The following is a 12825-nucleotide window of genomic DNA, read 5'->3' on the forward strand; positions in this document are numbered from 1 at the left end:
ATCCCGTCATATATAGCTCACGCTTATCACGGGTGGGCCGTCACGTCACGAGCGGCCAGTAAATGAGCCACGAGAGGGCTGCAACCGCGGCGGAGAGCAGCATCGTCACGAGGCCGAACGCGGCAACGTCCCGGTGTGAGAGCGGCCCGCGATCCATCGACACCAGCACCGCCGTCGTGTTGAACGGCAGGATCGTCGTCGAACCGACGACCAGCAACACCGTCAACGCGAGAAACAGCCGGTTAATCTCGAAGACGGCCGCGAGCTCGAGCACGATCGGGAGCGCGACGACGATCGCCGCCGAGCCGGTCGAGAACAGCACGCGGATCACGACGGCGAGTGCGATCAGTACCGCGACGACCTGCCAGCCCGCCAGCGCCTCGAGGGGAAGCCATCGCGTTAGCACGTCGATGACGGCTCGAATTGCGCCGGTGGTCTCCATGGCGTCCAGAATCGACAGCATCGCTCCGATGAGAAAGACGATGCCCCAGTTTACGTCCGCGATGTCCTCGGCTGTGATAACGCCGGCTGGCGGGACCGAAAGCGCCGTGACCGCCGCGACGGCCGGCAACACCGTGGGCAGCCCGACGAACGAGCCCGCGATCCAGCCCGCGATCGCTCCGCAGAGCACGAGGCCGACGAGCCGCTGATCGCGGGTCAGCGCGGCCGGTCCGTCGCCGTCGGCTTCCAGTCGGCTTCCGTCGTCCGTTGTCGGCGGAATCGCATCGTCGGCTTCGTCCGGTCGGAGTCCCTCGGCCGCATCGAGCGTCGCCTCACCGTCGACGCGCACGAAGAGTCCCGCGGCGACGGCCGCCAGTCCGTACAGGACGAGCGTCGGCGGTATCATCAACACCGCCCAGTCGACCCACGTGATCGGCCGCACCGACCGCGCGACGATCTCGGAGGTGACAAGCGCCATCCCGCCACCGGTCATCAGCGCCATCGACGCGATCGGGTTGACGTGGCCGAGGACGAGAAACGCCGCGCGCTCGAAGCCGTCGTCGCCCGATCCGAACGCGCCCGCAAGCCGCTTTACGACCGGGACGAACGTCACCGCACGCGCCATCGCCGACGGCATCACGAGCGCCAGCGCGAGCACGCTTCCCGCGACCGACTGCAGCGCCCGACGCGGCGTGCTGTCGACGCTCAGCAGGCGACGCGCCAGCCGCCGATCGAGCCCGACGCTCGTCGTGGCGTCGGCCAACAACAGCAGCGCCAGAAGGAAGAACACGAGCGTCGATGTGAAACCGGTCGTCGCCGCGTCGAACGAGTCGACGGCCCCCAGCGCGAACAGTAACGTGACGCTGCACAGGCTCGAGACGACGTACGGCACGGGCCGAGTCAGCCACAGGGCAAGCGCCGAGAGGAACACCGCCAGCGCCCGCTGCCCCTCGACGGACAGCGACGGCGGCGGGTCGAGCGTCGTTCCGACGACGAGGACGGCGGCGGCCGCGACCAGTCCGATCGTCTCCTGTGACACCGGTATCTCGCGCGGCGACCGCTCGCCGTCTCGGCCTCCCATTACCCGCACCGTCGCCACACCCGCTCAAGAATCTGGTGACACTGCGCCGAGAGCGAGCGTTCGGCGGTGCTCGAGTCGTACGAGGTCCGTTCGAAGCTCGACCTATCGATCAGGCTCGGCGGCGGCCGCGACCCCGCTCGAGCGGGACCATTTTGTCGTTTCGCCGTAATCCTCCGCTATGAGACTTCGACGACCGCGTCGGCCACAGCAGTTCCGGCTCGCGGACTCGGCCCAGCAGATCGTCGGCGGCATCCTGCTTGCGGGTCCGTTCGTGGTTACCCAGGAGGTCTGGGACCTCGCGGCGAGTATGAACCTGTTTCAGACGCTCGGGACCGTTATCGTCGTATTCGGAATCGGCTACGGGGCGTTGTACGCGGCGGACACGACTCGCGACGCCGACGGCGAACAGGACGTCGCGGGCGTCCCGCTTCGCTTTATCTCGCTGATGCTCGTCTCGTTTGGCTCGGTGACGGTGCTTGCGCTCCTACTGGACGCGCCCGACACCTTCCTCGAGGAGGCCGCCTCGACCCGGACTGTCGTCGAGACGACCTTCACGGCCGTGAGCGTCGGCTCGGTCTTCAGCGTCATCGGCGCGGCGACGGCCGATAGCATCTTCTCGAAACAGAACGGGTGAGTTCCGGCAGCCGCAGGCGGAACCCCCGTCCGGGTACCACGAACGCGTGTACGACGGTTTCCAGCCCGAAGAGCGACGAGAGAACCGGCAGCGCACCGTGTCACAGTCGCAAGGCGATGACTTTTCCGACCCACGACCCGACGCGAAATCGATGGCATCTGCTCTGTTCGTCGTCAGCGAAGAAGGCTACTGGGGCGAAGAGTGCGCGAATCCGCTCGACGCGCTCAGAACCGAAGACTTCGATATTGACGTTGCGACCCCGTCGGGATCGAAACCGGTCATCGACGAGACGTCGCTGGACACCGACAGTCCCTTTGTCACCGAGGAGGCCGCGGAGCTCGCACAGGAAATCCACGAGGGGTACGAGGGGATCGAGAACCCCGAGCCGATCGCGAGCGTCGACGCGGCGGGCTACGACGTGGTCGCGTTCCCGGGCGGCCACGGGACGATGTGGGACATCAACACCGACGTCCACGCCCGCACGCTCTTGCGTGACGCCGTCGAGGGCGACGACGGCAAAGCGATGGTGGTCTGTCACGCCGCCGGACTGTTCGCGTTCACCCGCGACAGCGACGGCGATTACCTGGTCGCGGACCGCGATGTGACCGGGTTTCCCAACGAGTGGGAGGCGGACATCGTTGACGAGTACGATCGCCTGCCCGACGGGCGTAAACTCCCCTACTGGGTCGAGGACGAGGTGCGGGCCGTCGGCGCTGACTGGGACGCCGAACCAGACGCCGAGGAGAGCGTCACCGTCGACGGCGACCTGATCACTGCCCGTGGCCCCCTGTCTTCCGGCGCTGCGGCTGACGCGCTACTGTCGGAACTCGGCGTCGAGGCGTCCGCGAGCGACTGATCACCCGCGGGAACGCACGCGGCCCGTAACACGATACCGGCGCACTCCCGTCCTTCGGGGGTGAGAGGGAGTCGACGCTAGAGATACGATTCGTCGTACGATTCCCCGGATCGCTCCGCGTGGGTGTTTCCGCAGTCGCCACACTCGAGGCGATCCATGTTGTCCATCGAAATGTCAAGCGAGCCGCAGTTCGCACAATAGAAGCCGTACTGCTCGGTGAGATCGGCGTCTTCGTAGGTGACGTAAAACGAGGCGGCGGTCCCGGACTCCGCCTCGTCGCGGGCGACGTACACCGTCTCGCCGTCGTCGGTCGTCGTCAGATTGCCGTCGGTCGATTCCGTTTCGGGGAACGACTCCTCGTCCGCGTCCTCGGTTGTCGACTCGTTCGGCAGCGTCGCGTCGACGTCTGGATCCGTGTACACGTACTTGACGAACGATTCCTCGGCGATGTCGACCCGTCGGTCGCCGTCGTGCTCGAGGCCGAGCCGTTCGACGAACCCGTGGCCCTCGGTGTTGGCCTCGAGGACGGTAACACAGACGTACTCGGCATCCTCGTCCCGAAGGGCTTCGTTCGCGGCGTCGTACAGCTCCGTCCCGATCCCCTGTCCCCGGTGTTCCGGATCGACGAACAGCCAGTTCACCTCGCCCCAGTCGCCCGCGAGACGGCCTTCGACGACGCCGGTGATGGTCGCCTCCTCGATATCCTCGCCGGTTTCGGCGACGCGAAGCACGGTGGTCTCGTCCTCGAGCGCGTCGGCGACGGCGTCGTCAGCGAACTGTTCGTCGGCCACCGCGTCGATCTGTTCCGGGCTGAGCCTGAACGAAGTCGTCATCGAACTGTCGACGACCTCACGGATCCGCGCGGCCTCGTCCGGGTCTGGTTCCCGAATTGCCATATTTACGATTCGGTATCAGATCGGATAAGATGGCTGCCGGCGGAAACAAGCGACGGCGGTCGTCCGAGTTCCTCACGCCCGCCGCCACGCCAGTGGTGACCACCGGCCAACCGACGCCGAGGACGACGCCCTGCGTGGTACTCCCCCGATGCCGTCCTACCCGTCGTCCCGGAGGGACCGCCGCTGGATCTTGCCCGTCGTCGTGGTCGGCAGCGTTTCTACGAATTCGATGTGCTGGGGATACTCATACTCGGCGAGCCGGTCGCGGACCAATTCGCGGATCTCCTCGCGAAGCGCCTCAGGGTCGTACTCGTCGGTGGCGGGCTCGACGAACGCCTTGATCGCCTCGCCGCGGGTGTCGTCGGGGACGCCGACGACGCCGGCCTGCTCGGCGGCCTCGTGGGTGAGGATCGCGTCCTCGACCTCCATCGGCCCCACGCGGTAGCCGCTCGTAAGGATCACGTCGTCTGCCCGCGAGACGAACCACAGGTAGCCGTCCTCGTCACGCTCGACGAGGTCGTCGGTCAGGAACCATCCCTCCTCGGTCCGCTTGTTCGCCGTCTTCTCCGGCAGTTCGTGGTACTCGTCGAAAAACACCCGGCGATCGCCCGGTTTGACGGCGAGCTCGCCGACCTCGCCGCGCTCGAGCCGTTCGTGCGTGTCCGGGTCGAGCACGGCGACCTCGTAGCCGGGGAAGGGTTTGCCCATGCTGCCCGGCCGCGTGTCGAACCACGTCTCGGCGTTGCCGACGACGAGGTTGAGCTCGGTCTGGCCGTAGAACTCGTTGATCGCCACGTCCTCGAACGTCGACTCGACCCAGTCAACGACCTCCGAGGTGAGCGGCTCGCCGGCCGACCCGAACGTCTCGAGCGAGAGGTCGTAGGCGTCCTCGGGATCGTCGACGCCCATCAGTATCCGGAGCGCGGTCGGGGGCATGAACGCCTTGGTCACGTCGTGGCGCTCCATGAGCTCGTAGGCCTCCGCGGGGTCGAACCCGTCGCGGGGCCAGCCGACGATGGAACAGCCGTGGTGCCACGCCGCGAACAGCGTCCCACCTAGTGCCGCGCCCCACGCCCAGTCGGCCGGCGTCCACAGGGTGGCCTCGCCCGCCGCGAGCCCCTGATCGAAGTAGTTGTACGCCGCGGCGGCCCGACCGAGCCAGAGCGCGTGGCTGTGACGCACCCCCTTCGGCGGCCCCGTCGACCCGCTCGTATACATGATCGCCGTCGGCGTCGCCGGCGTCGAGTCGTAGACCTCGATGCTGGGCTCGTAGGCAGCCACGAGGTCGTCGAACGCGCGAGCCTCTCCCGCGACCGACTCGCCGTCGCCGAGTTCGATCACGTGCTCGAGCGCGGGGCACTCCTCGCGGATCTCGTCGACCGTCTCGCGGACGCTCGGATCGACGACGACGGCTTTCGCCTCGCTGTCCGCCAGCCGGTACTGTAGGGCGTCGCGACCGAACAGCACCGTCAGGGGGACCGACACCGCGCCGAGTTTCCAGTTCGCGAGGTGGGTCAACGGGTTCTGTGGTTTCTGCGGGACGACGACGCCCACGCGGTCGCCGGCCCCGACGCCGAGGTCTGCCAGCGCGGCCGCGAGGCGGTCCGACCGCTCGTCGAGGTCGTCGAAGGAGTAGGTCTCGAGGCCCGACACGGGGTCTTCGTAGCGCAGCGCCGTTCGGCTCGTGTCCTCGTGTTTCCGCAGAAAGTCAACGGCCGGATTATACTCGTCGGGGAGGTCCCACGCGAACTCCTCGCGGGCCCGCTCGTAGTCGTCGTACGTCGGCATGACGGTCCAGCTCATACTGCGGCGTACCGGGGCCAGCACATAGCGTTTTTCGACGCGTGCAAACAATAAGAGCCGTAACGTCTGCGTTCGAGCGGGTCGTACGGAAGTCAGATTACTCCGCGTCGGTCTCGTCGGCGTCGGTCTCGTCGTCTTCGCCGTCCTCGTTCGTCGATTCCGCGTCCGCTTCGTCTTCTCCCGCCGTTTCCGCCTCGCCTTCGACTGCCACTTCCGCTTCGACTTCGATTGTCAGCCCGTCCGCCTCGAGTTCGCCCTCGAACTCGCGTTCGTCCCCGACTTCGATCTCGAGTTCGTTCGAGTCAACCTCCACTTCGACCTCGACGTCGACGGTGACTTCGGCGTCGTCCATACCAGTCCGTTCTCGGGGCACCACTAAAGACATACCGTCGTGTTTTCAGCGGTCGAACACGCCACCCACCTCGCGATACCGCCTGACTGGAGCGGTCCCAACCGGGACGATACCGGTCCGGAACATATTTTTAGGCTGGCCGAAAAAGGAGGCTATGACCGATTCCGTCCGCGTGACCCTCGAGGGGAACGACGACGCGACGTCAGTCACCGTCTACGGCGACGAGGGCGACGTGTCGACCGATGACGCAACCTTCCGGTTCAGCGTCGGCGACGGCGCGGAGACCGTCTCCGGCGACGCCGCGCCCGCAGACGAGACCGAATCCGGTGCTCCTCGTCACATTGCACCGCTCGCGGACGTGCCGACCGACGGGACGCTCCGATGCGAGGCCCGGTCGGGCGACCGTGGGACGGAACTAATCCTCCGGCGCGAGGGCGAGGCGGTTTCCGCGTGGCGAAACTCCTGTCCGCACGAGCCCGAGGTGCGACTCGACCCTGGTCCCGGCGCGATCGTCCGCGACGATCGACTGGTCTGTCACGAACACGGCGCGCGCTTCGAGTGCGGCGACGGCGTCTGTACGGCCGGCCCCTGTCGCGGCGACGCACTCGAGTCGATCGCGGTCGCCGTTCGAGACGGGGCCGTGTACCTGACCGACGACCGGTTCGATTCGTGCCGGCGGCTCGACGAAGCCACCGCGTAACGCTTCGACATCGCATTCGAGCTACGTCTCTCGTTACCGTCCGAGCGGTTCGAAGACTGCCGGCTCGCGTCTGTCCGCGTTCCCGCCGACCGGCGTAGCTGCGTCGCTTGCGCCTACGACTCAAGCCAGTTCGGTACGGCGTTGACCGACTCGAGCACCGCCGACGCGCCCGCCGCCTCGTACTTTCGGCGGCCCTCCTCGCCGGTCAGTCCGCCGGTCAGGACGCCGACGCCGCGGTACTCGCGGCCCGGATCGGCCTCGCTCGCGTTGACCGCCGTCCGAACGTCGTCTAGCGTGTCGCCGACGAAGGCGACCGCGTCGGCGTCGAACCGCGCTGCGAGCGTCGTCAGTGCCCGCGGGTGGGGCTTGCCTTCCTCCCAGTCGTCCATCGTGAAGCGCCGCTCGACCGGGATTGCGTCGTCGAGCCCCACACGATCGAGGGCGATCTCGGCCTCGGCCGCCGGCCGCCCGGTCAGGACTCCCACGTCGTAGCCCTCGAGCAGCCGATCCCGGACCTCTGGCTCGAGCAACACCGGCTCGTCGTGGATGAACCCCGGCGTCTCCCGCTCGAGATCGGGCTCACCGCCCTCGAGCCCGCGATAGAGTTCGTCGCCGAGATACAGCTGTTGGAAGACGTCGCGCAGGCGCTCGCGATCCCAGCGCTCGCGGATGCGCTGGGTCGCCCGCGCGCCGATCGCCTCACAGACGACGGTCTCGGCCGCCTCGAGGCCGCCACCCGCAGCTGCGATGTCGTCGGTGAAGGCCTCGAGCGACCGATCGTACCCCTCCTCGGTCGCCAGCACGTAGAGCGCGGCGGCGTCGGTCAGCTCCCAATCGTTGTTAAACCCGCCCGCGTCTTTGAACTCCTGAATGTCGCCCTTGCGAATCGTTCGGTCGTGGACTTCCGCAACGGACTCGACGATCGCCCGCCGGTAGGAGTCGGCGACGTCGACGAGCACTCCGTCGATGTCTAAGACGACGGCATCTGCGTTCATACCCGTCTAGACGGGACGGCGAGAATAAAGGCGGTCGGATTCGCTCGCGGCCGCCGGCGACCCGATTATAGGAGCGGCAGTTGCACGCCGACGAGCGCGAACGCCGCGATTCCCAGCCCGAGCGCGTAGCACACGTCGGCCCACACCCACGAGAGGAGATTCGCGACGTAGATCACGACGATCACGGGTAGTCCCAGCAAGACGACCGGCGAGCGCCGCCATTCGCTCCGAGATCTGTCCCAGAGCGCCCGCGCGTCGCCCGTGCTCGGAAACGCCTGCATCCCGACCGACAGCCCCAGCCAGCCCGAGACGATCGCCATGACGAGCATCCCGCTCGAGGCCCGAACGTCGCCGGTCTTCACGAGGACCGCGAGCCAGGAAAACGCGGCGAACGCGGCGACGGTGTTGACGACGAACGGCGCGACGCTGATCGCGAACAGCCGTCGATAGCGCGCCGGCTCGCCGTGGCGGACGTACCCGGCCGGCACCCCGAAGCCGAAGAACTTGACATCGTATACCGGGACGCCGACGAGACGGCAGGCCAACACGTGCGCGGCTTCGTGGACGACGATCCCCGGAGCCGTCCCGAGGCGGACGAGATACCAACCCGCGGTCACGGCGACGCCGATGGCGACGACGATCACCGCGAGTGCGACGAGCCCGCCGATTCCCTGCACGGCCTGGCTTACGTTCACGATCGCTGAAACGATCCCGCGACTAATAATCCGTTCGACCTGTTTGGATCTCGGTGTCAGCCCCCATTAGCGCTCGCGTCCGCTCTGTCACTCCGGCAGGGGCCGAGCCACGTACAACGTCCCCGTCTCGATCGGCGTTCGCTCGACCGGCACCGCCGGCTGATCGCCGCCGAGCGTCGTAAACAGAAACTCGGCGTCCGCGTCTCGAGCCACCGCGAGCGCCGGCCGGTGGAGTTCCGGCGGCAGGTTCCGTGCATAGATCGCGTCCGCGCCCGCGTAGACCGACGGCTCCGGGTCGACGACGTCGTCGCGCACGAAGGTCACACCGTCGGGAACCGCTCGGTCGTGAACGTCCGTCGCAGTGACCGACACCCCGTGGTCCGCCAGCGCTCGAGCGGTGTCGGTCCGGCGGCCGATCCCGATCTCGACGACGCGCTCGTAGTCGGCGAGGCACTCGAGCAGCGACCCAAAATCCCTGGGAGAGTGGCCCACAGCGGGACGTTTATGCCGCCCGCGGTCATACCACTTTCCATGCTCGTCGATATCGTGCCGGTCGGCAACGTCCCCGCAGAGGTCAAGCGGGCGTCCTCCACCGCGTTGCGATCGGTTTACGACTGCGACGTGTCGATTAACGACTCGCAGTCGGTCCCAAACGGAGCCTACGACTCCGACCGGAACCAGTACTCCGCCGAGACGTTCATCCAACTCGCCGAACGAGTCGGCCGCGGCGAGAAGAACATCGCCATCACCCCCCACGATCTCTTCTACCGACGCCGCAACTACGTCTTCGGCCTCGCCTACCTCGACGGCAGCGGGAGCGTCGTCTCGACCTACCGCCTCCAGACCTCGAGCGACGGCGGCTTCTCGAATCAAAGCGCCGCCGACATCTTCGAGGACCGCGTTCGCAAGGAAATCGTCCACGAGATCGGCCACACCTACGGCCTCGAGCACTGCGATAACAACCGCTGTGTCATGAACTTCTCTCCGACGGTCCGCGAAGTCGACATCAAAGAGGAGAACCTCTGTGGGAGCTGTCAGCGGCTGATAAGCTGATTACCGTTCGACACGAACGCCGAACATCGACGGCTTACGGCGCGTAGTAATATTCGCCGTCGCTTTTCTGCTGGCGATCCAATTGGGACTCGGGCTTGTTGATCCGCGGTCGCGAGGTGCGCTCGTCCCGGCGGAAGGTCACCTCGAGGTTCGCGAGGAACTCGTTCATGCCGTCACGCATCGGCTGAGGTTGGCCGGCGCGGCCGTGAACGGCGGGCTCACCGTCGAAGACCATGAGACGGTCGGCGAGCAGGTCCATCATGTAGATGTCGTGGTCGATGACCAACACGGTGGCGTCTTGCTGTTCGGCGTAGCGCCGGATCGCCTTGGTGGCCTGGACCCGCTGTTCGACGTCCAGATGCGCGGAGGGCTCGTCGAGCAGGTAGAGGTCGGCCGAATCGGAGAGACACGCGGCGATCGCGACCCGCTGGCGCTCCCCGCCCGAGAGGTCGGCGAGGTTTTGCTCCATGATCCGTTCTAACTGCAGGGGCTGGGCGATCTCGGTGTTCCAGTACGAGGAGCCGAACTGGTCGGTGATCGACGAGAGGAAGGCGTCGACTCGCATGTGTTGGTCGATCGTGACGTACTGGGGCTTGTAGGCGATCTCGAGGTCGAGATCGGCGTCGCCCTCGGTCGGCTCGAGGTTGCCCGTCAGCAGCTTTGCAAACGTCGACTTCCCGATCCCGTTGGGGCCGACGACTCCGAGCACCTCGTTTTCGCGGATCTCGCCGCCCTCGACCTCGAGGGAGAACTCGCCGTCGCCGTAGCGCTTGGTGAGATCGGGGTACTCGACGAGCGTCTCGGCGCGGCTCACGCTTCGGGGCGCGTGTTCCTCGAACTGGATCGGATCCGGACGGATCCGCATGTTCTCGTTGTCGAGATAGCCCGAGAGATACTCGTTGATCCCGTTGCGGACCGACTTCGGCGACGTGATAACGCCGTACGCGCCGGGCTCACCGTAGGCGACGTGCAACGTGTCGGCGAGGAGGTCCAAAATTGCGAGGTCGTGTTCGATGACCAGCATCGACTTGTCCTCCTCCTCGGCGAGTTCGCGGATTAGCCGCGCCGCCGTCACGCGCTGGCCGATGTCCAGATACGGCGTGATCTCGTCGAGGAAGTAGAAGTCCGTGTCTCGAGCCAGCGTGGCCGCCAGCGCGACCCGCTGGAGTTCCCCGCCCGAGAGATCGTCGATCGACTGCTCCATGACCGGCTCGAGCGAGAGGCGCTCGACCAGCGACTCGAGGGCTCCGCGCTCGTCGGTTCGCTCGAGCAGTTCTCGAGTGTTGCCGTCGAAACTGTTCGGAATCTGGTCGACGTACTGTGGCTTTCGGGCGATCGTCACGTCGCCGTCGCGGACGTCCGCGATGTAATCTTGCAGTTCGGTCCCACGGTACGCTTCCAGGACCTCGTCCCAGCCGGGGGATTCGTCGTAGCGGCCGAGGTTTGGCTCGAGTTCGCCCGCCAGAATGCGGACGGCGGTCGTCTTCCCGATTCCGTTGGGGCCGAGGATACCGGTGACCTGCCCTTCCTGTGGCGCGGGCAGTCCGTACAGCGAGAAGGCGTTTTCGCCGTAGCGGTGAGCGGGATCGTCCTGTAGCTCATTCGGCAGATTGATGATCTCGATGGCGTCGAACGGACATTTCTCGACGCAGATCCCGCAGCTCTCGCCGAGACAGATCTCCTCGGAGATGTGGATCTGCTCGGGCTGGCCCTCGTCGGCCTCCTCGCCGCGGAGGGTGATACACTCCTTGCCGGTGCGATTCGGCGGGCAGTAGTTCTTGCACTCGTAGCTACACCGGTCGGGCTGACACCGGTCTAGGTCTACGACGGCGATGCTATCGTCGGCCATGTTAGCCCGACGCCTCCGCGGTGAGGAGGATCCCCCACGTCACGAACCAGAGCGCGAAGGTCATGAACGCGACGAACAGGTAGTGTTTCGTCCCGAATTCGTCCTCGCCGTAGATTCCCGAGGCGTTGATGAGCAGATACTGGACGAGGATCGCACCCAGTACGAACGCGAGCGCCTGCGTGTTCTGGGCCGCCGCCTCGGACAGTCCGATCCAGGTTGCGGAGGCCAGTGCCGCGCCGACACCCAGCAGCGCGGACAAAGCAGTCACGCTGACCGAGCGAATGTGTTCGCGTCGGTCGCTGATCGATTCAGTCGACATAGAGAAACCTGCGGGGCCGGCGCTAAAAAGGCGTTCGCATTGGCCGACGGGTGTCGTCCGCGGCGTTTCGCGTCCCTCCTCGTGCAGGTAGTACGTGAGCGGCCGTCCGATTACGTAATTTCGAATACATCTCCGTCGTTACGATTACTGCTATCCGAGTAGGTCACCTGATAGGACTCACCGGACGGGCCGATAACATCGATGTTCGAAATTTCGATGGTGATCGTCCCTTTTTCGTTGCCCTGCGTGTTGTACGTGAGCTGTGACGATTGCGGATCGAACGACGCGCTCCCTTTCCCGTTCCGGAGGGTGATGTCGCCGTCCCTCACGTCGCTGTAGTCGATGCCACCGGCGTTCTGCGGGTCGGAGAAATTAATCGTCGCAACGCCATTACTCCCGAGGCCGTCGGCAGTGAACGAGACCGTCTGCGTCGTCCCACTGGCGGGAACGTCACTCGCGTTAAACGCCGCAGCGCCGGTAAATTTCCCCTGCCCACACTGGATGTCGACGGTCGCATTGAACGTCGGCTTCGCGATGCGAATCGTCGTCCCCTCGACGCCATCGACGCGAATCACGACGTTTTGTGGGCCGACGCTCTGTTTGGCCGCACACTCGACGGTAACGGGTTCGGACTCGCCGACGGCAATCGTATCGCCGGTTATCGGTGCTGCGACAGTTAACAGACCATCGTCGACGCTCCCATCGCCGATGGATTGGACCGTCACGTCTTGCACCTCGAGCGATTCGTCGACGTTGTTAGTAAGGGTCCCAACGCGAAGCGGGCTACTGTCGGCTCGCAGTCCCGTACCGCTTACGTCGCCTGCACTCTCGATACCGAGATAGGCGTTTGCATCCACAGCAGTCTGAGCGTTCGTGGTGCGATCGGCCGCGAACGAACCGAAGCCAAACGACGGTCCGATCAGTAAGAGCGTCCCCACTAGTACTACTATCGCTCCAGCCTTCGTGATCGAGTTCTGGCCCATCGTTCCCCCTTGCGCCGCGCGTTTCGTTCTGTCGGGATCTGCTCCGTGAGATCCACGTTGCGGCGTATTTAGTCCGTCGGACTGGCTGGGTAAAAGCACAGTCTACCTTTCAAACCGTTTACTGCGTTTATTGCTGGTCGGTGGGCGTCGGATCCGACACGTACGAAT

Annotated in this window: 14 protein-coding genes; 4 read left to right on the forward strand and 10 right to left on the reverse strand. The window is 65.8% G+C overall.

Annotated features, from left to right (window positions below; all coding sequences use genetic code 11):
- Positions 1 to 40: 40 nt before the first annotated feature.
- Positions 41 to 1522 (reverse strand): SLC13 family permease, encoded by a 1482-nt coding sequence (locus ACJ70B_RS11295; RefSeq protein WP_408957088.1) that lies wholly within the window; start codon positions 1520 to 1522, stop codon positions 41 to 43.
- Positions 1523 to 1700: 178 nt separating this feature from the next.
- Between ACJ70B_RS11295 and ACJ70B_RS11300 the strand changes: the two genes are divergently transcribed.
- The gene (locus ACJ70B_RS11300) at positions 1701 to 2156 is read left to right on the forward strand and encodes a DUF2391 family protein (RefSeq protein WP_408957089.1); all 456 of its coding nucleotides are present in this window, start codon (positions 1701 to 1703) and stop codon (positions 2154 to 2156) included.
- A 151-nt stretch (positions 2157 to 2307) separates the two neighbouring features.
- Positions 2308 to 3012 carry a type 1 glutamine amidotransferase domain-containing protein gene (locus ACJ70B_RS11305; RefSeq protein ID WP_408957090.1) on the forward strand — a complete coding sequence of 235 codons (705 nt, stop codon included), beginning with the start codon at positions 2308 to 2310 and terminating at the stop codon, positions 3010 to 3012.
- Positions 3013 to 3089: 77 nt separating this feature from the next.
- Here the strand turns inward: ACJ70B_RS11305 and ACJ70B_RS11310 are convergent, their stop codons facing one another.
- The 3 genes from ACJ70B_RS11310 to ACJ70B_RS11320 all read right to left on the reverse strand — a co-directional run bounded on the left by ACJ70B_RS11310 (position 3090) and on the right by ACJ70B_RS11320 (position 6063).
- Entirely contained in the window at positions 3090 to 3908 is an 819-nt protein-coding gene (locus ACJ70B_RS11310; protein ID WP_408957091.1) for a GNAT family N-acetyltransferase, read from the reverse strand.
- 156 nt (positions 3909 to 4064) lie between these two features.
- On the reverse strand, positions 4065 to 5711 hold the full coding sequence (locus tag ACJ70B_RS11315; RefSeq protein ID WP_408957092.1) for an acyl-CoA synthetase: 1647 nt from the start codon (positions 5709 to 5711) through the stop codon (positions 4065 to 4067).
- A 97-nt stretch (positions 5712 to 5808) separates the two neighbouring features.
- Positions 5809 to 6063: a hypothetical protein gene (locus ACJ70B_RS11320; RefSeq protein WP_408957093.1), complete on the reverse strand. Its 255-nt coding sequence runs from the start codon at positions 6061 to 6063 to the stop codon at positions 5809 to 5811.
- A gap of 154 nt (positions 6064 to 6217) precedes the next feature.
- On the opposite strand from ACJ70B_RS11320, the gene ACJ70B_RS11325 reads away from it, so the two are divergent.
- Positions 6218 to 6763: a Rieske (2Fe-2S) protein gene (locus ACJ70B_RS11325; RefSeq protein ID WP_408957094.1), complete on the forward strand. Its 546-nt coding sequence runs from the start codon at positions 6218 to 6220 to the stop codon at positions 6761 to 6763.
- 113 nt (positions 6764 to 6876) lie between these two features.
- Here ACJ70B_RS11325 and ACJ70B_RS11330 read toward each other — a convergent pair whose 3' ends face one another.
- The 3 genes from ACJ70B_RS11330 to ACJ70B_RS11340 form a co-directional block, all read right to left on the reverse strand.
- Positions 6877 to 7758 carry a TIGR01548 family HAD-type hydrolase gene (locus ACJ70B_RS11330; protein ID WP_408957095.1) on the reverse strand — a complete coding sequence of 294 codons (882 nt, stop codon included), beginning with the start codon at positions 7756 to 7758 and terminating at the stop codon, positions 6877 to 6879.
- Between the two features lie 65 nt (positions 7759 to 7823).
- Positions 7824 to 8453, reverse strand: coding sequence for a DUF3267 domain-containing protein (locus ACJ70B_RS11335; RefSeq protein ID WP_408957096.1), 630 nt, complete (start codon positions 8451 to 8453; stop codon positions 7824 to 7826).
- An 87-nt stretch (positions 8454 to 8540) separates the two neighbouring features.
- Positions 8541 to 8945, reverse strand: a complete 405-nt coding sequence (locus ACJ70B_RS11340; protein WP_408957097.1) for a UPF0146 family protein — start codon at positions 8943 to 8945, stop codon at positions 8541 to 8543.
- 39 nt (positions 8946 to 8984) lie between these two features.
- Here ACJ70B_RS11340 and ACJ70B_RS11345 point away from each other — a divergent pair, with 39 nt between their 5' ends.
- Positions 8985 to 9506, forward strand: a complete 522-nt coding sequence (locus ACJ70B_RS11345) for an archaemetzincin family Zn-dependent metalloprotease (RefSeq protein WP_408957098.1) — start codon at positions 8985 to 8987, stop codon at positions 9504 to 9506.
- A 34-nt stretch (positions 9507 to 9540) separates the two neighbouring features.
- Here the strand turns inward: ACJ70B_RS11345 and ACJ70B_RS11350 are convergent, their stop codons facing one another.
- From ACJ70B_RS11350 to ACJ70B_RS11360, 3 genes are all read right to left on the reverse strand, one after another.
- Positions 9541 to 11355, reverse strand: coding sequence for a ribosome biogenesis/translation initiation ATPase RLI (locus tag ACJ70B_RS11350; RefSeq protein ID WP_408957099.1), 1815 nt, complete (start codon positions 11353 to 11355; stop codon positions 9541 to 9543).
- A 1-nt stretch (position 11356) separates the two neighbouring features.
- Complete coding sequence (locus ACJ70B_RS11355) at positions 11357 to 11674, reverse strand: hypothetical protein (protein ID WP_408957100.1); 318 nt, start codon at positions 11672 to 11674, stop codon at positions 11357 to 11359.
- 110 nt (positions 11675 to 11784) lie between these two features.
- The gene (locus tag ACJ70B_RS11360; RefSeq protein ID WP_408957101.1) at positions 11785 to 12612 is read right to left on the reverse strand and encodes a hypothetical protein; all 828 of its coding nucleotides are present in this window, start codon (positions 12610 to 12612) and stop codon (positions 11785 to 11787) included.
- Positions 12613 to 12825 lie beyond the last annotated feature (213 nt).

It is taken from the genome of Natrinema sp. 74 (assembly GCF_046097095.1).
Classification (GTDB): Archaea; Halobacteriota; Halobacteria; order Halobacteriales; family Natrialbaceae; genus Natrinema.

Coding starts and splice junctions, on each gene's coding strand:
- ACJ70B_RS11305 (WP_408957090.1), top strand. CDS start 2,308: ATGGCATCTGCTCTGTTCGTCGTCAGCGAAGAAGGCTACTGGGGCGAA.
- ACJ70B_RS11325 (WP_408957094.1), top strand. CDS start 6,218: ATGACCGATTCCGTCCGCGTGACCCTCGAGGGGAACGACGACGCGACG.
- ACJ70B_RS11330 (WP_408957095.1), bottom strand. CDS start 7,758: ATGAACGCAGATGCCGTCGTCTTAGACATCGACGGAGTGCTCGTCGAC.
- ACJ70B_RS11295 (WP_408957088.1), bottom strand. CDS start 1,522: ATGGGAGGCCGAGACGGCGAGCGGTCGCCGCGCGAGATACCGGTGTCA.
- ACJ70B_RS11320 (WP_408957093.1), bottom strand. CDS start 6,063: ATGGACGACGCCGAAGTCACCGTCGACGTCGAGGTCGAAGTGGAGGTT.
- ACJ70B_RS11315 (WP_408957092.1), bottom strand. CDS start 5,711: ATGAGCTGGACCGTCATGCCGACGTACGACGACTACGAGCGGGCCCGC.
- ACJ70B_RS11355 (WP_408957100.1), bottom strand. CDS start 11,674: ATGTCGACTGAATCGATCAGCGACCGACGCGAACACATTCGCTCGGTC.
- ACJ70B_RS11300 (WP_408957089.1), top strand. CDS start 1,701: ATGAGACTTCGACGACCGCGTCGGCCACAGCAGTTCCGGCTCGCGGAC.
- ACJ70B_RS11310 (WP_408957091.1), bottom strand. CDS start 3,908: ATGGCAATTCGGGAACCAGACCCGGACGAGGCCGCGCGGATCCGTGAG.
- ACJ70B_RS11345 (WP_408957098.1), top strand. CDS start 8,985: ATGCTCGTCGATATCGTGCCGGTCGGCAACGTCCCCGCAGAGGTCAAG.
- ACJ70B_RS11350 (WP_408957099.1), bottom strand. CDS start 11,355: ATGGCCGACGATAGCATCGCCGTCGTAGACCTAGACCGGTGTCAGCCC.